The 17,911-nt window shown below is 68.3% G+C and carries 14 protein-coding genes; 3 read left to right on the top strand and 11 right to left on the bottom strand.

The annotated features are described in order from the left end of the window. The 3 genes from ACTWQJ_RS05130 to ACTWQJ_RS05140 form a co-directional block, all read right to left on the bottom strand. Positions 1-566: hypothetical protein (locus ACTWQJ_RS05130; RefSeq protein ID WP_443305407.1), on the bottom strand; the 566-nt coding region annotated here is incomplete at its 3' end. 68 nt (positions 567-634) lie between these two features. Continuing rightward, complete coding sequence (locus ACTWQJ_RS05135; protein ID WP_443305408.1) at positions 635-1,336, bottom strand: ribonuclease HII; 702 nt, start codon at positions 1,334-1,336, stop codon at positions 635-637. Between the two features lie 82 nt (positions 1,337-1,418). Then, positions 1,419-2,042, bottom strand: a complete 624-nt coding sequence (locus ACTWQJ_RS05140) for a TetR/AcrR family transcriptional regulator (RefSeq protein ID WP_443305409.1) — start codon at positions 2,040-2,042, stop codon at positions 1,419-1,421. Between the two features lie 199 nt (positions 2,043-2,241). Between ACTWQJ_RS05140 and ACTWQJ_RS05145 the strand changes: the two genes are divergently transcribed. Further along, the gene (locus ACTWQJ_RS05145) at positions 2,242-3,789 is read left to right on the top strand and encodes an MFS transporter (protein ID WP_224735655.1); all 1,548 of its coding nucleotides are present in this window, start codon (positions 2,242-2,244) and stop codon (positions 3,787-3,789) included. 446 nt (positions 3,790-4,235) lie between these two features. On the opposite strand, the gene ACTWQJ_RS05150 is transcribed toward ACTWQJ_RS05145, so the two are convergent. The 3 genes from ACTWQJ_RS05150 to ACTWQJ_RS05160 form a co-directional block, all read right to left on the bottom strand. Next, positions 4,236-5,138 (bottom strand): ADP-ribosylglycohydrolase family protein, encoded by a 903-nt coding sequence (locus ACTWQJ_RS05150; RefSeq protein WP_443305410.1) that lies wholly within the window; start codon positions 5,136-5,138, stop codon positions 4,236-4,238. Between the two features lie 12 nt (positions 5,139-5,150). Continuing rightward, positions 5,151-5,810, bottom strand: a complete 660-nt coding sequence (locus ACTWQJ_RS05155) for a histidine phosphatase family protein (RefSeq protein WP_224735657.1) — start codon at positions 5,808-5,810, stop codon at positions 5,151-5,153. A 118-nt stretch (positions 5,811-5,928) separates the two neighbouring features. Beyond that, positions 5,929-6,534, bottom strand: coding sequence for a YdbC family protein (locus ACTWQJ_RS05160; RefSeq protein WP_443305411.1), 606 nt, complete (start codon positions 6,532-6,534; stop codon positions 5,929-5,931). A gap of 150 nt (positions 6,535-6,684) precedes the next feature. On the opposite strand from ACTWQJ_RS05160, the gene ACTWQJ_RS05165 reads away from it, so the two are divergent. Beyond that, positions 6,685-7,218 (top strand): TerD family protein, encoded by a 534-nt coding sequence (locus ACTWQJ_RS05165; protein ID WP_443305412.1) that lies wholly within the window; start codon positions 6,685-6,687, stop codon positions 7,216-7,218. A 247-nt stretch (positions 7,219-7,465) separates the two neighbouring features. Here the strand turns inward: ACTWQJ_RS05165 and ACTWQJ_RS05170 are convergent, their stop codons facing one another. Both ACTWQJ_RS05170 and nrdR read right to left on the bottom strand, forming a co-directional pair. Continuing rightward, positions 7,466-10,360, bottom strand: coding sequence for a vitamin B12-dependent ribonucleotide reductase (locus tag ACTWQJ_RS05170; RefSeq protein ID WP_443305413.1), 2,895 nt, complete (start codon positions 10,358-10,360; stop codon positions 7,466-7,468). Positions 10,361-10,520: 160 nt separating this feature from the next. After that, positions 10,521-11,069 (bottom strand): transcriptional regulator NrdR, encoded by a 549-nt coding sequence (nrdR, locus tag ACTWQJ_RS05175; protein WP_443305414.1) that lies wholly within the window; start codon positions 11,067-11,069, stop codon positions 10,521-10,523. 553 nt (positions 11,070-11,622) lie between these two features. Here nrdR and lexA point away from each other — a divergent pair. Further along, entirely contained in the window at positions 11,623-12,402 is a 780-nt protein-coding gene (gene lexA, locus ACTWQJ_RS05180) for a transcriptional repressor LexA (RefSeq protein WP_129801080.1), read from the top strand. Between the two features lie 188 nt (positions 12,403-12,590). Here lexA and ACTWQJ_RS05185 read toward each other — a convergent pair whose 3' ends face one another. The 3 genes from ACTWQJ_RS05185 to ACTWQJ_RS05195 form a co-directional block, all read right to left on the bottom strand. Next, the gene (locus ACTWQJ_RS05185) at positions 12,591-14,567 is read right to left on the bottom strand and encodes an ATP-dependent DNA helicase (RefSeq protein ID WP_443305415.1); all 1,977 of its coding nucleotides are present in this window, start codon (positions 14,565-14,567) and stop codon (positions 12,591-12,593) included. Between the two features lie 298 nt (positions 14,568-14,865). Next, on the bottom strand, positions 14,866-15,666 hold the full coding sequence (locus ACTWQJ_RS05190) for a GNAT family N-acetyltransferase (RefSeq protein ID WP_443305416.1): 801 nt from the start codon (positions 15,664-15,666) through the stop codon (positions 14,866-14,868). 122 nt (positions 15,667-15,788) lie between these two features. Next, positions 15,789-17,804: an IucA/IucC family protein gene (locus ACTWQJ_RS05195; RefSeq protein WP_443305417.1), complete on the bottom strand. Its 2,016-nt coding sequence runs from the start codon at positions 17,802-17,804 to the stop codon at positions 15,789-15,791. Between the last annotated feature and the right edge of the window lie 107 nt (positions 17,805-17,911).

Consider the following 17,911-nt stretch of genomic DNA (forward strand, 5'->3'; position numbering starts at 1 on the left):
CCGAGAGCCAGCGGCAGGGCGCCGGCGGCAGCGGCGTCGGAGCCACCGTTGACGGCGACCACGACCACGTGCCGGGACGCGGCACGATCAGCGACGGCGGCGTCGGCATAGAAGACGTCGTCGCGCGCATCGTGCTGCGCCCAGTAGGACGCCTCACCGAAGGACAGCTCGTGGGCGGCCCACGGGTGCGGCTCACCGGTGGTGATCACCAGCACGTCACCAGGGGCACGACCCGACTCCAGGAGCAGGTCCACGGCTTCCTCTGCAGCGTCGAGCGCGCCCTCGGCCGAAGCCGGGATCAGCTGGATCTGCGGGGTCGCCGAGGACCGAGCGGGGGCAGCGTGGGTTGCAGGGCCTGCAGGCCCGGGCTTGGGCGCACCCCCATGGGGCGTACGTTGCGCCTGCTGCGCGGGCCGGAGAGGGCCGGGACGACCAGGACGCGGCGGAGCCGCGGGGCGGGGGCCGGGTACGGGACGGGGGGTCGGCGCGGTGCGGCCGTTGGCCGGCGTGGCGCGGGGACCCTGGGCACTCTCGTGAATCTGAGGCTCCTCGGGGATGAGAGGCATGAGTTGATGTCTATCAAACGTTGGTACGGCTCGCGCCGGTGGGTGGCACATACGTGCGACCGGGACCGTCAGAAATCGAAGCCGAGCTGACCCTCGATCTCCGGAACGCTCCCGTCCGCCCAGCTACGGGCCTTCTTGAGGTGCCGCCACTGGGGCAGCGCATCAAGATACGCCCACGACAACCGGTGGTACGGGGTGGGGCCCCGCTCCGCCAGTGCGGCCTTGTGCACAGGTGACGGATACCCGGCGTTGTCCGCAAAACCGAAGTCTGCATGGTCGATACCCAGTTCGGCCATCATTTTGTCGCGCTGAACCTTGGCGATCACCGAAGCCGCAGCGACGACCACGCACGACTGATCACCCTTGATCACCGTACGGACCTTCCACGGGGCTCCGAGATAGTCGTGCTTCCCGTCAAGGATCACCGCGTCGGGCCGAACCGGCAGCCCCTCCAGGGCACGCACCGCCGCGAGCCGCAGCGCCGCCGTCATGCCCACGTCGTCGATCTCCTCCGGAGAGGCGTGCCCCAGGGCGTACGAGGTCACCCAGTTCCGCAGTTCCTCGGCGAGTTCGGTCCGTCGTTTGACCGTGAGCAGTTTGGAATCGGTGAGACCCACGGGAGGGCGGCGCAGTCCGGTGACCGCCGCGCAGACCGTGACAGGACCGGCCCAAGCGCCGCGCCCCACCTCGTCGACACCGGCAATGATCTTTGCTCCGGTCGTGGCGCGAAGAGAGCGCTCGACGGTGTGAGTAGGCGGTTCGTACGGCATGGCGCCCTTAGATTACGCCGCCCGCAACTGCCTACGACACCCCGGTCACCCGGAGCCGGGCTGACAGCCGGACAACCCGGTGTCAGACACCCCTCTGCCGGAGCAGCGGAACCATCAACTGCTCGACCATCTCCTCGATGTCCCGGTCGCTCCATTCGCTCGCGCATACCTTTGACCGATACATCATCATCGCCGGGATGGCGTCGTAGACGTATCCGTTCGCAGCGTCGGATCGGACCTCACCGCGCTCGATTCCACGGTTGATCACCTCGCGGAGCAGACTGATCATTGGCTCCACGACACCCTCGACGATCACGTCATGGAAGCGTTCGGCCTGCAGGGTGTCGCATTCGTGAATCACAGAGCGCAAGGCCGAGCCGGGCCGCGAATACATGGCGTCGCGCGCCTGGCGGCAGAGGGCCACCAGATCCTGGCGCACACTTCCCAGGTCGGGGGCAGCATCAATGCGCGGCAGTCCGGCCTGAAGTGCGTCCGCGACGAGGTCCTCCTTGGACGGCCAGCGGCGGTAGACCGCAGCCTTGCCGGTATGGGCTCCGGCGGCCACGCCCTCCATCGTGAGGCCGTTCCAGCCGACCGTACTGAGCTGCTCCAGCGCGGCCTCGAGGATCGCGCGTTCAAGTACGGCACCGCGCCGACGGGGAGTGGCCGCCTGAGCAGAGGCGGCCGTCCAGCGCGAAGTAACCATCCGAGTGTCTCCAACGAACAGGGAAGCGGGGATTCGAAGCGGGATTTGGGGATACGGGGACGTGCCACGCAGCAGCGGCGGGGACGGTGCGACGCGATGGCAACTTAAGTGAACGCTTGCGTTCACTACTGGGGAGTCACTACCGTTGGCGGCGACAGTGAACGCTTGCGTTCACTAAGCTATTTGTGGGGGACCCATAGTGACGACCTCTCCATTGATCCAAGACCGGAAACCGGGTACTGCCCGCCGACAGGGCCATCCCGGCATCGCGCTCACCGTCATCGCGGCCTGCCAGCTCATGGTGGTCCTCGACGCGACGATTGTGAATATCGCGCTTCCGCACATTCAAACCGCACTCGAGTTCAGCACCACCGACCTCACCTGGGTGGTCAGCGCGTACACGCTGACCTTCGGCGGTCTGCTGCTGCTCGGCGCCCGGGCGGGTGACATCCTCGGCCGGCGCCGGGTCTTCATGGCCGGCATCCTGCTGTTCACCTTCGCCTCGCTGCTGGGCGGAATCGCCCAGGAACCCTGGCAGTTGCTGGCCGCGCGTGCCCTGCAGGGCGTGGGTGGCGCGATCGCGTCGCCGACGTCGCTGGCCCTGATCACCACCACATTCGCCGAGGGACCGGAGCGGAATCGCGCCTTCGGTGTCTTCGCCGCCGTGTCCGCGGGCGGTGGCGCCATCGGTCTGCTCGCCGGCGGGATGCTCACGGAGTGGCTCGACTGGCGCTGGGTGCTCTTCGTCAACGTGCCGATCGGTGTACTGATCGCCGTACTCACCCCGCTCTACATAAGCGAGTCCGAACGACACCCCGGTCGCTTCGACATCGCGGGCGCACTGACCTCGACCATAGGCATGGCGTCCTTGGTGTACGGCTTCATCCGCGCGGCGGAGGAGGGCTGGCGGGACAACGTGACCCTCGCGTCCTTCGGTGCGGCGTTGGTCTTGCTGGTCGCCTTCGTGTTCATCGAGATGCGGGCGAACGAGCCGATCACCCCGCTGAAGATGTTCGCCGACCGCAACCGCTCCGGGACATACGTGATCATGCTGAGCCTGGCAGCGGCCATGTTCGGCATGTTCTTCTACATCGTTCTGTTCGTGCAGAACGTGCTGGGGTTCAGCCCGATCGAGGCAGGCCTGGCCTTTCTTCCCATCACAGTCGCGATCGTGGTCGGAGCGGGTCTCTCGCAGCGCTTCCTCCCCGTGCTCGGCCCCAAGCCGTTCATGCTCGTCGGCTCGGCCGCCGTAGTGGTAGGGCTCGCCTGGCAGACGTTCATCAGCCCCGACAGCTCGTATGCAGGCGGAGTCCTGGGCCCGATGCTGGTGTTCGGCTTCGGCATGGGCCTGAACTTCGTCACGGCGACGGTGACCGCGGTCTCCGGTGTCGCCCAGCACGAGGCGGGCGCTGCGTCCGGCTTGCTCAATGCCACGCAGCAGGTGGGCGGTTCGCTGGGCCTGTCCATCCTCACCACTGTGTTCGGCACGGCCAGCAAGGACGAGGCGGAGAAGCAGATTCCGCACTTCCTCGCCGACGGCTCGGCCGCGCAGAAGGCAGAGTTCGCGCAGACGCATCAGCTGCCCGCGCCCTGGGGGCATGAGGTCCTTGCGCAGGGTATTTCGACGGCGTTCATCCCGGCCGTTGCCATGGCCGTCCTCGCCACCGTCACCGCGTGGTGGGTGATCCGGGTACGCAAGAGCGACCTGGATGCGCTCGCCGGTACTGCCGGCCCTATGGGCGGCTGACGGGAGAGGAGTGCGGGCCGGTCTGGGCGGCTGGTCGACGGGCGCCACGGGGGTGCGTCCGCGGCCGACTGGCCGGCCCGCGACGAGCCGGCCAGCGACAGGCTGCGCACGGCCGACACCTGTCCGGCGGACCGACGGCGAGAGCGGCGGTCCGGACCTCCGTACACCGCCCCACCAACCGGGAGCCGCAGCGGCAGCGTCCGACGGAAACAGCAAATGGACGCTCCGCGCGGCGGTCGCAACACCGAGCAGGAGAAACAGCACCGGCAACACCTCCATGACCACCCCCTACAGCGCTCGTGTGTACCGATGTGCAGTCTGCGCACAGCAGATGCCACTACAACGAGCCCGCGGTCACAGAGAGTTCCCGGTATGCACAGAGAGTTTCGAAGGGCAGAGCCAACTCGGCGGAGAGCCGCGTCGGCGACCCGGGGACACAGCCCGCGCTATGTCGACGCCGACATCCAGTCCGGCAGAGCCTCTGTCCGCCCCACCCATTCCGTCGGCGGCGTCCCCGCCTTCCCCGAGGCGATCACGCCGCCGACAATGGCGCAGGTGGTGTCCACGTCCCCGCCGACCTGCGCCGTCGTCCAGAAAGCCGCCTCGTAGTCGCCGAGGGAGCGTGCCGCCGACCACAGGGCGAAGGGCACCGTGTCATGAGCCGTCGTACGCCGTCCGCAGCCCAGTACGGCCGCGACCGTGGCAGCGTCGCCGTAGTCGAGCATGTCCCGAGCGCGACGCAGACCTGCGCCGACCGCGCTCTTCGGCACGAGCGCGACGACGTCGTCCAGGAGCGACTCGGCACTGGGCGGCCCGCCGGGAGCGGCGACCAGGGCGGCGGCCGCTGCGACCGCCATGGCGCCGACCACGGCCTCACGGTGCTGGTGTGTGGTGTATGCGGAGATCTCGGCCTGGTGCGTGGCCTGCTCCGGGTCGTCCGCGTACCAGGCGCCCAGTGGGGCGATCCGCATCGCGGCGCCGTTGCCCCAGGAGCCCTGCCCGTTGAACAGCGCGGCGGCAAGCTCCCGCCAGTCACCACCTTCCCGGACGAGCCTGAGAAGCCGGTTGACCGCGGGTCCGTACCCCCGGTCGAAGTCGTGGTGCTCCGCGAAGGAGCGGGCCAGTGCGTCCTGGTCGATGCGCTGGTGGGTGGCGAGTACGGCGACCACGGAGCAGGCCATCTCCGTGTCGTCCGTCCACGGCCAGGGTCCGGGTGGCAGCTCTCGGCGCTTGAGCAGCGGGTAGTTCACCGGCACGAAGAACTGGGAGCCCAGCGCGTCCCCCACCGAAAGTCCGCGCAGGCTGCCCAGGGCGCGGTCCAGGCGCCCGTCGGAAGAGGAGTCAGTCATCGCCCTGCCACTCTATCCGTTGATCCCGTACGGTTCCGGATCTCGCCAGCGTTCGAACGGCCGGTCGAGCACGTACTTGCCGTCGTCCCCCAGAACGAGCATCCGCATCTCCCCGTTCCCGGGATTCGACAGCGACTCGAACTCCGCGACCGTCCAGTGGAACCAGCGCATGCAGAACAGCCGCATGGCCAGGCCGTGCGTCACGAGCAGCACGTTCGGTGGGTGGTCGGGGGCCTCGAAACTGCGGTACAGGCTCTCCAGGAAACCACCGACCCGGTCGTACACGTCTGCGCCGCTCTCACCCTGTGCGAAGCGGTAGAAGAAGTGCCCGTACGCATCGCGGTAGGCCTTCTGCTGCCGTACGTCGTCGCAGTCCTGCCAGTTTCCCCAGTCCTGCTCGCGCAGCCGGGGCTCCTCCCGCACGCGTATGAGGTCCGGATCGAGGTGAAAGGCACGGAGTGTCTCGTGCGTCCGGCGGTACGGGGAGACGTACACGCTGACGCGTTCGCGCCCGAACAGCTCGCGAAGCCGCTTACCCGTCTCCTCGGCCTGCCGCCAGCCCCGCTCGGTCAGGGCCAGTGCGTGGTCGGGCTCACGCTCGTACACGGAGTCATCAACATTGCCCGTTGACTCGCCGTGCCGGACAAGGACGATGCGCCGTGGTCGTGCCATGCCAAAACACTAGATCGGGTGACGGCATGTCGAGCACTCGGACGAGCACCATACGGCGTAGGTCACACAGTTCCCGCACCATGCGCCACACAGGGCGCACGATTGGCGCGTCCAGAAATCAGACCGTCCAGGCCGGTTCCAGCTCCACGATGTCGCCCGTGAGCGCGGCGACGTCCGCTTCCGTCTGGGCCCGCAGAGCGAGGCGTTCCACGCGCTCGGTGCGGTACTTGCCGTGCTCGGCGGCCGACCGCCACATCGACAGAACCATGAACTCGTGCCCAGGCGCCTCGGCGAACAGCCCACGGATCATCCCGGGCGAGCCGGCCATCGCGGGGTTCCAGACCTTCTCCTGCATCAGCGTGAAGTTCTCGACGCGCTCCTTGCGGACACGGCAGAGGGCCACCCGGATCAGGTCGGCGTCCGTGAAGCGCGGTTCGAAGCCGGTCTTCACATCGAAGCGGTAGTCGAACAACCTGACCTGGGCGTCCTTGAACGTTCCCGACTGAGCCGCCGCAAGCCGGTCGTGGGAGCGGGCCATGAACGAGTCGTAGAAGGCACGGCTTTCCCAGAACGCGAAGATGTGGGCCACCGCAGGCCGCCCCCGGCTCCAGCCCCCGCCCTGTCCCCGAAATCCCGGCTCCCCCAGAAGCCCCGCCCACTTTCGCTGCCCCCGCTCGAACCCGCGGCGGTCCACCACGGTGCAGCGAATCCACTTGACCAGCACCGCGCCATCGTAAGGCCACGGAGCGTGGCGCCGGTCACCCTCGTGCGGACAGGAACCGCGCACGCTTCTCCACGCGCGTGGCAGGATGGACAACCGGCTTTGGCCGCCCCGCAGTTCGGGCTGCGGGCACTCGGGGAAGGGGGATGACTGATGAACGGCATCAGCAAGGGAATCCACAAGGTCGAGATCGCGCTGAAGTGGGACCCGAGTCCAGTGGGGCAGCCACCCACCGACATGGACATAGTCGCCGCCACCTACCTGGCGAGCGACCCGTCCGGCGATCCCGCCTATGTGGTGCACTTCGACAGCCGCTCCCCGGACGGCACCATCTACCTCAACCGGGACAGCAAGGACGGCAAGGGCTTCGGCTGGGACGAGGTCCTGACCGTGGAGCTCGACCGGCTCGATGCCCGCTACGCGCGCGTGGTGGTCGGCGTCATCATCCAGCAGCGCCCGGCACGCCGGACCTTCGTCAGCGTGATCAACCCGGCCCTGCGGATCCGTGAGGGCTACACCGACCTGGCCGTGGACGACTTCGGAGGGGTCCTTGGTTCCACGGCGGCTAAGGTCGCCGAGTTCGTGCGCGACGACACGCGCGTGTGGGATTTCCACGCCGGAGTCCATGGCTTCGAGGACGATCCGGCCACCTTCACGAGGACGATGGGCGCGCCCCTCAAGCCTTGACGTCTCTTCAGCCGACCGCACGAAGACGAGGGGCGCCCGCCAGGTCCGGCGGAGGCCCCTCACCCTTGACCACCCGGGCGTCCTTCATGGCTGGTGCCAGGCGTACGGGTATGCAGCGCCTGGTCTCCTCGACGCAGTGAAGGGGACCAACCAGTGGTTGGTCCCCTTCACCAGACTTCACCAGGCGCTGATCAACGACGCACAGGCGTTGCATCGAGTGCTGCAGCCCACGCGATTCCGCTCAGACTCAGCTGCAGCCGCTGGTCGAGCCGCAGCCCTCGCAGATGTAGCAGGAGCCGGCCCGCTGCATCTTCGTACCGCAGGAGAAGCACAGCGGGGCGTCGGCCTGAATGCCCAGCTGCATCTCCACCAGCTCGGCGCTGGTGTGGGCCTCCTTCGGAGCCGGCTTGGCCGCCTCGATGTCGGCCTTCGGCGTGGCGACGGCTTTGAGCTCCTGGGCGCGCGGCGCCGACTGGGCCAGACCCTCGACGTCGACGTCCTCCTCCAGCGGCTCGTACGAACCGGTCTCCAGGTGACGCTGGCGCTCCTCGGCGGAGTGGATGCCGAGCGCGGAACGCGTCTCGAAGGGCAGGAAGTCGAGCGCCAGGCGGCGGAAGATGTAGTCGACGATCGACTGGGCCATCCGCACGTCCGGGTCGTCCGTCATACCGGCCGGCTCGAAGCGCATGTTCGTGAACTTCGAGACGTATGTCTCCAGCGGCACGCCGTACTGCAGGCCCACCGAGACGGCGATGGAGAAGGCATCCATCATGCCCGCGAGGGTCGATCCCTGCTTGGACATCTTCAGGAAGACCTCGCCGAGACCGTCGTCCGGGTAGGAGTTGGCGGTCATGTAGCCCTCGGCGCCGCCGACCGTGAAGGACGTGGTGATACCAGGGCGGCCCTTGGGGAGGCGCTTGCGGACCGGGCGGTACTCGACGACCTTCTCGACCGTCTCACGGATCGTGGCCTCGGCCTTCTCCGTGATCTCGGCCTTCTCCTTCTCCTTGGTCTTGGCGGAGAGCGGCTGGCCGACCTTGCAGTTGTCGCGGTAGATCGCCAGGGCCTTGATGCCCATCTTCCAGGCCTCGAAGTAGATCTCCTCGACCTCCTCGACGGTCGCCGACTCCGGCATGTTGACCGTCTTGGACAGGGCTCCGGAGATCCACGGCTGGATCGCGGCCATCATGCGGACGTGGCCCATCGGGGAGATAGCCCGCTCGCCCATGGCGCAGTCGAACACCTCGTAGTGCTCGTGCTTGAGGCCGGGGGCGTCGATCACGTTGCCGTGCTCGGCGATGTGGGCGACGATCGCCTCGATCTGCTCCTCCTGGTAGCCCAGGCGGCGCAGGGCCTGCGGGACGGTGCCGTTGACGATCTGCATCGAGCCGCCGCCTACCAGCTTCTTGAACTTGACCAGGGCGAGGTCAGGCTCGAGGCCGGTGGTGTCGCAGGACATCGCCAGGCCGATGGTGCCTGTCGGAGCAATCACGGACGCCTGGGAGTTTCGGAAACCGTTCTTCTCACCGAGGCGCAGCACGTCCTGCCAGGCCTCCGTGGCGGCGGCCCAGACCGGCGTGTCCAGGTCGTCCATGCGGACAGCCGAGGCGTTCGCGTCGGCGTGCTGCTTCATGACGCGGTTGTGGGCGGACGCGTTGCGGGCGTAGCCGTCGTACGGGCCGACGACCGCGGCGAGCTCGGCGGAACGGCGGTAGGCCGTACCGGTCATGAGGGACGTGACGGCACCGGCCAGGGCGCGGCCGCCGTCGGAGTCGTAGGCGTGGCCGGTCGCCATCAGCATGGCGCCGAGGTTGGCGTAGCCGATGCCGAGCTGGCGGAACGCGCGCGTGTTCTCGCCGATCTTCTGGGTCGGGAAGTCCGCGAAGCAGATGGAGATGTCCATCGCCGTGATGACGAGCTCGACAACCTTGGCGAAGCTCTCGACCTCGAAGGACTGGTTGCCCTTGCCGTCGTCCTTGAGGAACTTCATCAGGTTCAGCGAGGCGAGGTTGCAGGACGTGTTGTCCAGGTGCATGTACTCGCTACAGGGGTTCGAGCCGTTGATACGGCCGGACTCCGGGCAGGTGTGCCAGTGGTTGATGGTGTCGTCGTACTGGATGCCCGGGTCGGCACAGGCCCAGGCGGCTTCGGCCATCTTGCGGAACAGGGACTTGGCGTCGACCTCCTCGATGACCTCGCCGGTCATCCGCGCGCGGAGGCCGAACTTGCCGCCCTGCTCGACCGCCTTCATGAACTCGTCGTTCACTCGGACCGAGTTGTTGGCGTTCTGGTACTGGACGGACGTGATGTCGTCGCCACCGAGGTCCATGTCGAAGCCCGCGTCGCGCAGGGCGCGGATCTTCTCCTCTTCCTTGACCTTGGTCTCGATGAAGTCCTCGATGTCGGGGTGGTCGACGTCGAGGATGACCATCTTGGCGGCCCGGCGGGTGGCGCCACCGGACTTGATCGTTCCTGCAGAGGCGTCGGCACCGCGCATGAAGGAGACCGGGCCGGAGGCGTTGCCGCCAGAGGAGAGCAGCTCCTTGGAGGAGCGGATGCGGGAGAGGTTCAGGCCGGCACCGGAGCCGCCCTTGAAGATCATGCCCTCTTCCTTGTACCAGTCGAGGATCGACTCCATGGAGTCGTCGACGGACAGGATGAAGCAGGCCGAGACCTGCTGCGGCTGGGGCGTGCCGACGTTGAACCACACGGGGCTGTTGAAGCTGAAGATCTGGTGCAGGAGGGCGTACGCCAGCTCGTGCTCGAAGATCTCGGCGTCGGCGGGCGAGGCGAAGTACTTGTAGTCCTCGCCGGCCTTCCGGTACGTCTTCACGATGCGGTCGATCAGCTGCTTGAGGCTGGTCTCGCGCTGCGGGGTGCCGACGGCACCGCGGAAGTACTTGCTGGTGACGATGTTGACCGCGTTCACCGACCAGAAGTCGGGGAACTCGACGCCACGCTGCTCGAAGTTGACCGAGCCGTCGCGCCAGTTGGTCATGACGACATCACGGCGCTCCCAGGCCACCTCGTCGTACGGGTGTACGCCGGGGGTGGTGTGGATGCGCTCGATACGCAGCCCCTTGGTCGCCTTGGCGCCCTTGGCGCGGGAACTCCGTGCCGGACCGCTCGCCGTCTCTGTCATGCCGCCTCCCTGTACGGGCTAAAACGCCCTGAAGTGCCACGATGTTCCCGTGGCACGGTGTTCTGTCTTGTGTTGCGGGTTCTCGCGCTGCCGCCCGCAACAGGCCTTCATCGCCGCCGACCGGCCGGCTCCGGAGCCATGTCCGGACCGGCCCCGTCGATCAGTCGGCGGCTGCGGGCTCGGGGGCCTGAGCAGTCCCCCCGGACCCGCGGTCGTCTTCCTGGCTCCCCGGGCCGCCGTCTTCGTCGTCCGCGGCGGGGTGCTCCGGCTTTTCCCTGAGTTCCGCGATCGCCGCCTCGAAGTCCTCCAACGACTCGAACGCCCGGTAGACGGACGCGAATCGCAGGTAGGCGACGAGGTCGAGCTCCTGCAGTGGGCCGAGTATGGCCAGCCCCACGTCATGGGTGGTCAACTCGGCGCTCCCGGTGGCGCGCACCGCCTCCTCGACCCGCTGGCCGAGCTGGGCGAGTGCGTCCTCGGTGACAGGCCGTCCCTGGCATGCCTTGCGCACGCCATTGATGACCTTGGTACGGCTGAAAGGCTCGGTGACTCCGGACCGCTTGACCACCATGAGCGAGCACGTCTCCACGGTCGTGAAACGACGGGAGCAGTCAGGGCACTGGCGGCGCCGGCGGATCGACGTGCCGTCGTCGGTCGTACGACTGTCGACGACACGGCTGTCGGGGTGCCTGCAGAAGGGGCAGTGCATGAACTCCCAACCCTCCTCACAGCAGACTCAATAGCCTCAATAGGCCCTTGGGCCCCTCGAAGCGACCACAAGCATAGGCGATCGGCAGAGGCTCGAAGACCGGGGGGACCACAACTTCTGGGCCGCTACTGCTATCCAACCACTAGATGTGGGGATTGGCTCTTACATCGACCCCTGTCGCGCGTGTCGCCATCACGCGCCACGCGCGCGTGCGCCACGCCGGACACGGAGCCGCGCAGACGTATCGCGGCAGCCCGTGGGGAGATACGGTGGGCGCCACAGGGAGAAGCCGTGGGACTCCCGCGCAGACGGGGGCCGGTACCCGGTTGACGGGGCGCTGGATGGCAGACTGGACCACACCCCACGAGGGCACCACCCGGCGGTGAAGAGTACAACAATGGGCGCTTTTGTCCGCAGGGCACCGCGTTAGCCATACACCCAGGCATCTGATCGCGTCCGGCGATTCGCGTTTTTTCACTCGAACGTGTGTTTGGCGCAACCTTTCGAAAGCAACTACCGTTGTGCTGCAGGGAGACCATCGAGAGGGGCCGACGTGACCACCACCGCAGACAGTGCCACCATCACTGCCCAGGACCGCTCCCAGGGCCGACTCGAGCCGGTGCATGCGATGAACGAAGCCACGAATCCCGAGGGGCCCAAGCGCTCCCTGCCGGGCCGACCTCCAGGCATCCGGGCGGACAGCTCGGGGCTCACCGACCGGCAGCGCCGGGTGATCGAGGTCATCAGGGACTCCGTGCAGCGGCGCGGCTACCCGCCGTCCATGCGGGAGATCGGCCAGGCGGTCGGCCTGTCCAGCACGTCCTCCGTCGCACACCAACTGATGGCACTGGAGCGCAAGGGCTTCCTGCGCCGCGACCCGCACCGCCCGCGCGCGTACGAGGTCCGCGGCTCCGACCAGGCCGCCTCCGTGCAGCCCACCGACACCGCGGGCAAGCCCGCCGCGTCATACGTTCCGCTGGTCGGCCGCATCGCCGCCGGTGGGCCGATTCTCGCCGAGGAGTCGGTCGAGGATGTCTTTCCCCTTCCTCGGCAGCTCGTCGGCGACGGCGAGCTGTTCGTTCTTAAGGTTGTCGGTGACTCCATGATCGAGGCCGCGATCTGCGACGGCGACTGGGTCACGGTGCGCCGCCAGCCGGTCGCCGAGAACGGTGACATCGTGGCCGCGATGCTCGACGGCGAGGCCACCGTCAAGCGCTTCAAGCGCGAGGACGGCCACGTCTGGCTCCTCCCGCACAACTCCGCGTACGAGCCGATCCCCGGCGACGACGCGACCATTCTGGGCAAGGTGGTCGCGGTGCTGCGGCGGGTGTGACGCCGGCCGAGGGCGGCCATGTCACGACCGCCCTCCCCTGACCGGGCCCCGGGACCCCTGCGCCGGTTCCGGGGTCCTGTGCTGTGCGGGCCCGGTCGCCGGATGGACTTGGCTGGCGGGTCGGAGGGACTTGGATGGCGGGTCGGTCACTCGTCGCGCGAGGAGGCCGACCAACCCGCCATCACTCGTCACGTCACTTCTGCCTGCTTCGCCGCAGCGTCGATCGCGGCCAGCGACTTCCGGACCTGGTTACGGTCCGTCGTGTACCAGAAGTCGGGCAGTGACGCCTTCAGATAGCTCCCGTAGCGGGCCGTGGCCAGACGCTGGTCGAGCACGGCGACCACACCGCGGTCTCCCGACGCTCGTACGAGGCGACCGGCGCCCTGGGCCATGAGCAGCGCCGCGTGCGTGGCCGCCACTGCCATGAAGCCGTTGCCGCCTGCGTCCTCCACCGCCTTCTGTCGGGCACTCATCAGCGGGTCGTCCGGCCGCGGGAACGGAATCTTGTCCATGACGACCAGCTGACAGCTGGGGCCGGGGACGTCCACGCCCTGCCAGAGCGACAGCGTACCGAAGAGACACGTCTTCGGATCGGCCGCGAAGTTCTTGATCAGCTCACCCAGGGTCTCCTCGCCCTGAAGGAGGATCGGGAACTCGGGGATGCGGGAACGCAGCTCCTCGGCGGCCAGCTGAGCAGCCCTCATCGACGAGAACAGACCGAGGGTGCGCCCGCCGGCCGCCTGGACGAGCTCCGTCAGCTCATCGAGCATGTCCGCCCGGTCACCGTCCCGCGCGGGGCGGGACAGGTGCTTGGCGACATACAGGATGCCCTGCTTGGGATAGTCGAAGGGCGAACCGACGTCGACCCCCTTCCATTGCGGGAGGTCTTCGCCCTCGGTGCCCTCGGGGGCGAGTCCCAGGGAGGCGCCGACACCGTTGAAGTCGCCGCCCAGCTTCAGGGTCGCCGAGGTGAGGACGACGGAGCGGTCCGTGAAGAGCTTCTCGCGCAGCAGGCCCGAGACGGACATGGGGGCGACGCGCAGAGAGGCGCCGAAGCGGTCGTGGCGCTCGTACCAGACGACGTCCCACTCCGAGCCGTGCGTGATGCGCTCCGCCACGTCGTGCACCGTCTCCACCGAAGCCAGCGCCTGCTTGCGGACGGCGTCCTCGTCCTGCACGGACTTGTCGCGGGTCGCGCCGATGGCGGAAATGACCGTACGACAGGCGTCGCGCAGTGCCGTCAGCGCGTATCCGAGGTCCTCCGGGATCTCTTCCAGGCGCCCGGGCAGGGCAAGCTCCATCAACCGCTCGAAGCCTTCGGCGGCGGTCTGCAACTGGTCGGCGGCCTTCTCGTTGACGAGCTTCGCGGCGCGCCGCACCGCGCGGTTGACCTGGCCGGGGGTGAGCTCACCCGTGGCGGCGCCGGTGACCCGCGAGACCAGCTCGTGCGCCTCGTCCACGATCAGCACCTCGTGCTGCGGAAGGACCGGGGCGCCCTCGATGGCGTCGATGGCGAGCAGAGCGTGGTTGGTGACGACGACATCGGAGAGCTTGGCGCGCTCGCGGGCCATCTCGGCGAAGCACTCTGCGCCGTACGCGCACTTCGAGGCGCCCAGACACTCCCGCGACGAGACAGACACCTGGGCCCAGGCGCGGTCGGAGACACCAGGTGTGAGGTCGTCACGGTCACCGGTCTCGGTCTCGTCAGACCAGTCGCGCAGCCTCACCAGATCCTGACCCAGCTTGCTGGTGGGCGCTGCCGCCTCGAACTGGTCGAAGAGGCCCTCCTCCTCGTCCTGCGGGACGCCCTCGTGAAGGCGGTGCAGACAGAGGTAGTTCGACCTGCCCTTCAGCATCGCGAACTCCGGGCGGCGGCGCAGCAGCGGGTGCAGCGCCTCCACCGTGCGCGGCAGGTCCCGCTGCACCAGTTGGCGCTGCAGCGCGATGGTTGCGGTCGCCACCACCACCCGCTCCCCGTGCGCGAGCGCGGGCACGAGATAGCCCAGCGACTTGCCGGTACCGGTGCCGGCCTGGATCAGCAGATGCGAACCGTCGTCGATCGCCTCCGCGACGGCTTCGGCCATGGTCACCTGGCCGGGGCGCTCCGTCCCGCCGACGGCTGTGACGGCGGCATGCAGGAGTTCGGGGAGTGAGGGCTTCGTCATAGCTCGTCCACCCTACGGCCCGGGACTGACAAACGGGTGATCGCGGCAGGGGTGACGGGTGGGGTCAATGCGTTGGGTTTCCGGGCTGGGATCGGTTCGGATCGGTTGGGTGCGGCTGGGTTCGGTTGGGTGCGACATCCGGGACCGGCCGGTTGGACCCGAGGTCGCTTTGGGATCGGTGTGTGGGCCTCGGTTGGGAGACACGGGGGCTTTCATCTGGGCTCGAACGAGTTCGGATCGAGTGGGAACCGAATCGCGGCGGGCGGTGTACCAAAAGTGATGACGCCATCGCACAGCGCTACAGCAGATCACGCAGGGACCGGTCTCGAACCATGAGAGCGGCCCGTTTGGCAGGCAGGTCCACCTCGGCGGCGAACCGGAAACCGGCGCTGAGGAAGGCAGCCACGGAGGGAGTGTTGCGAATGTCGGGTTCCGCAACGACACGTGCGCAGGCGGGCCGTTGGACAAGAACGAGGTCGGCGACTGCTCTGAGCAGCATGCGGCCGATGCCCTGCCCACGGTCGGCGACATCACCGATCAGGAGGTGGATACCGGTGTCATGAGGCCGGGCGGGGTAGTAACGGGCGAGCGGGTCGAGGTCGGCCCGGTAGATCTCCCAGTAGCTCATCGGCGTGCCGTCCAGCACACCGAGGCATGGGACGCTGCGTCCGTCGCCGGCCAACTGGGAACGCATATGATCCTCGGTCACGTTCAGGGGCCCGGCCAGCTCCCAGAACTCTGCTACCGCGGGGTCGTTCATCCAGCGGCCGATGAGCGGCAGATCCCGTTCGACCCGTACGGGGACGAGTTGGAAAACACCCGCGGGTGTGTCCATGGGTCCCCAATCGCCCACGTGGTCAAGCAGATCGTCGCGGACAGCAGTGGTGACTGCTGTGTGCCGTGCCATCCCTCCGGCCTCGCGCCCGTCCGCGCCGCTCCTCTCCATGGCGAGGAGCGAGATGAGCTCTGCAGGGAGGCTGAGATCCAAGGTGTCCTCGCCATCCGCGTCCGCAGGCTTGCCGGTGCTCGCGTCGGCGCCGGGGTCCCGGTGGATGACGGGTGCGGCACCAGCGTCGGCGCTCGCGTCGGTCGGAGGCACGAGAGGCTCCTCTCAGGAGGCGGGGGCGTCTTCCTCGTGGATGAAGGGAGTGGCAGTGATCAGAGGTGAGAGGGTTCGGGCAGTGGTCGGGCGCGGGCGCGTCGGTGGTCATGCATGAATGGTCAGGAATGCAGGGGGTTGGCGATGGTGACGTAGACGGACTGGGTGTCCACCGGGCCAACGAGTTCGTCGAGGCCGTGCAGCCGGGTCAGTAGGTTGGCCTTGCAGCGCAGGACGGATGAGTCGAGAAGCCGGGCGGGAAGCGAGGAGCGCAGCCGGTCGGGGCCGGAAGCAGCGCTTTCGAGGAAGCGCCGGAAGGCGGCAAGAAGCAGGGTCTCGTCAGCGAGTCGCTGTGATCCGAACGCACCGATGAGGCCGAGCACGTTGTTGATCGCCAGGTAGTACGCGAAGCGCTCATCGGTGGTCTCGTCCGACACGAAGGTGTCGCTGCGCTCTCCGATGCCCGGCAGCCGGGCCTCCAGCTCGGCACGCCAGGACTCACGGAAGTAGTAGCCCTGGTTGTCGCGGTAACGGCCGCCCGCCGGCCACCCGTCGCCGTCCAGCACGAGCAGCGTGTTCTGCTGGTGGGCTTCGAGGGCGATCCCCGCCTCGCCGTCCATCCACAGCACGGGACGGGCGACCTGTTCGAGGTAACGCAGGAACCACTCGGCCGCTACTGCTCCACGCGGCCGTCCGGTCCGGGCTGCGATCCGCATGACGAGGTCGGCCAGTCGGGACCGCATCGGCGGCATGGCGCACTGCGGATGGCCGGCGCCGTCTGGCTGGGCGTGCGGCCGAGGTGCGACGAGTCCAGCGACGCAGGAGACGTCGTCCGACGGGGTGACTGGGTTGTGCCGGATCATCACGTCGAGCCCCTGCACGGGACTGCCGTCCGGTGCGTCGACGGCGAGCCAGGCCGGGTCGCGGACGATGTCGAAGCACGGATGCGCGGCCCACCACTGCTGGGACAGGCCGCTGCGCAGCAGGCGGTGGACCTCGACACCCCGGTGGAGTTCCTTGCGGAGGTTCTCGCGGCGGGAGTTGGTGATGCGTAGTCCCACGGACAGCTTGAGCATGGCTGGGGCATGGGACTGGTAGACGGTTCGGACAGAGGAGGTGGCGTGCCAAGGGGAACCGTGCGTCCCCAGGTCCCGGAGCAGTCCCGCGTCGAGCAGAGCCGCGATGTCGTGGCGGTGCCGGATCTCGCGCATCTGCCAGGGATGCAGCGGCAGGGCGGCATAGCCGTCGGGCAGTGGCAGGTCGGCTCCGGCAAGGCGGGTCGTGAGCTGGGGAGCGGAAACCGGACGGCCGCGCTCGGTCCAGGCCGAGTCGCCGGCGAGTACGGACGGAGCGGCAGCGATCCAGTGCAGGGGGAAGGAGCCGCGCAACTCGGGTGAGTACAGCCGTGCTTCGGCTTCGGTGAGGCCTTCGCGGCTCTTCGGGGTCGGGTGCAGGGGATGTCCGAGCAGGAGTGCCTGTTCGGCTGCCAGGAAGACGTCGGGCCTGTCGGCGGGGTCCTGTCTGCGATCGCTGATGAAGGTGACGACGCGGCGGACGGAGTCGGCGACGCGTGCGACGAGATCGGTGCCCTCGGTGGGTGTGGGGGCGGAAGCGGGGGTGGGAAGTGCGGAGATGGTTGTGGGGATGGAAGCGGGGGGTGCGGCGGGCCTGCCGGTCCCTGTCCCCGGGGATGTGCGTTTCGGGGGCCGGCCCCCGATCGACTCCCGGGCCAGCAGGGCTGCGACGGTGACCGCGTCGAGAGGCGGGGCCGGTTGGTGTGCGTCAGCGAGATACGGCAGGCCGAAGCGGTGCCAGCCCGTCGGTGACCAGTGGTGCACCGGGACGAGCAGCACGGTTCCGCTGGCAGGCAAGGGGATACGGAGGGTGTCGTGGTCGGGAGCTGCGAGGCCGGTTTCGCGCACCCAGCAGCGCAACAGGTTCTCCACAGACGCCGCCTGGGCCGCGGTGTCAGCGTCGGGGTGGTCCAGAAGGTCGGTGGTGTGATCGTGCTGCTGCTGGGTTTCCTGAGCACCGCCGTGCTGCCCAGGGAGACTTGGGCTCGTCGGCACAGCCGGGGTCTGCGTCCCGCGCCGCGCGGGGGTGCGGAGGCGGCCGTCAGGTGTGGGTGCGGTGGTCACGTCGGTTCCTCGCGAGGTCGTTCTGGTTCGTGTGGGAGGAGCAGGCGGTGCTGGGGCGCGGGCGTGCATGGGTACGCAGGTGCATCGGCGTCGTGCACAGCTGCATC

Origin of the sequence: Streptomyces sp. KR55 (assembly GCF_052245645.1) — a bacterium.
In the GTDB taxonomy this organism is placed as follows: Bacteria; Actinomycetota; Actinomycetes; order Streptomycetales; family Streptomycetaceae; genus Streptomyces; species Streptomyces flavusporus.

What these genes read in the sequence shown, in the direction of transcription:
- ACTWQJ_RS05185 (WP_443305415.1), bottom strand. Translation starts at nt 14,567, where the DNA reads ATGACGAAGCCCTCACTCCCCGAACTCCTGCATGCCGCCGTCACAGCC.
- ACTWQJ_RS05150 (WP_443305410.1), bottom strand. Translation starts at nt 5,138, where the DNA reads ATGACTGACTCCTCTTCCGACGGGCGCCTGGACCGCGCCCTGGGCAGC.
- ACTWQJ_RS05170 (WP_443305413.1), bottom strand. Translation starts at nt 10,360, where the DNA reads ATGACAGAGACGGCGAGCGGTCCGGCACGGAGTTCCCGCGCCAAGGGC.
- ACTWQJ_RS05135 (WP_443305408.1), bottom strand. Translation starts at nt 1,336, where the DNA reads ATGCCGTACGAACCGCCTACTCACACCGTCGAGCGCTCTCTTCGCGCC.
- ACTWQJ_RS05165 (WP_443305412.1), top strand. Translation starts at nt 6,685, where the DNA reads ATGAACGGCATCAGCAAGGGAATCCACAAGGTCGAGATCGCGCTGAAG.
- ACTWQJ_RS05140 (WP_443305409.1), bottom strand. Translation starts at nt 2,042, where the DNA reads ATGGTTACTTCGCGCTGGACGGCCGCCTCTGCTCAGGCGGCCACTCCC.
- nrdR (WP_443305414.1), bottom strand. Translation starts at nt 11,069, where the DNA reads ATGCACTGCCCCTTCTGCAGGCACCCCGACAGCCGTGTCGTCGACAGT.
- ACTWQJ_RS05155 (WP_224735657.1), bottom strand. Translation starts at nt 5,810, where the DNA reads ATGGCACGACCACGGCGCATCGTCCTTGTCCGGCACGGCGAGTCAACG.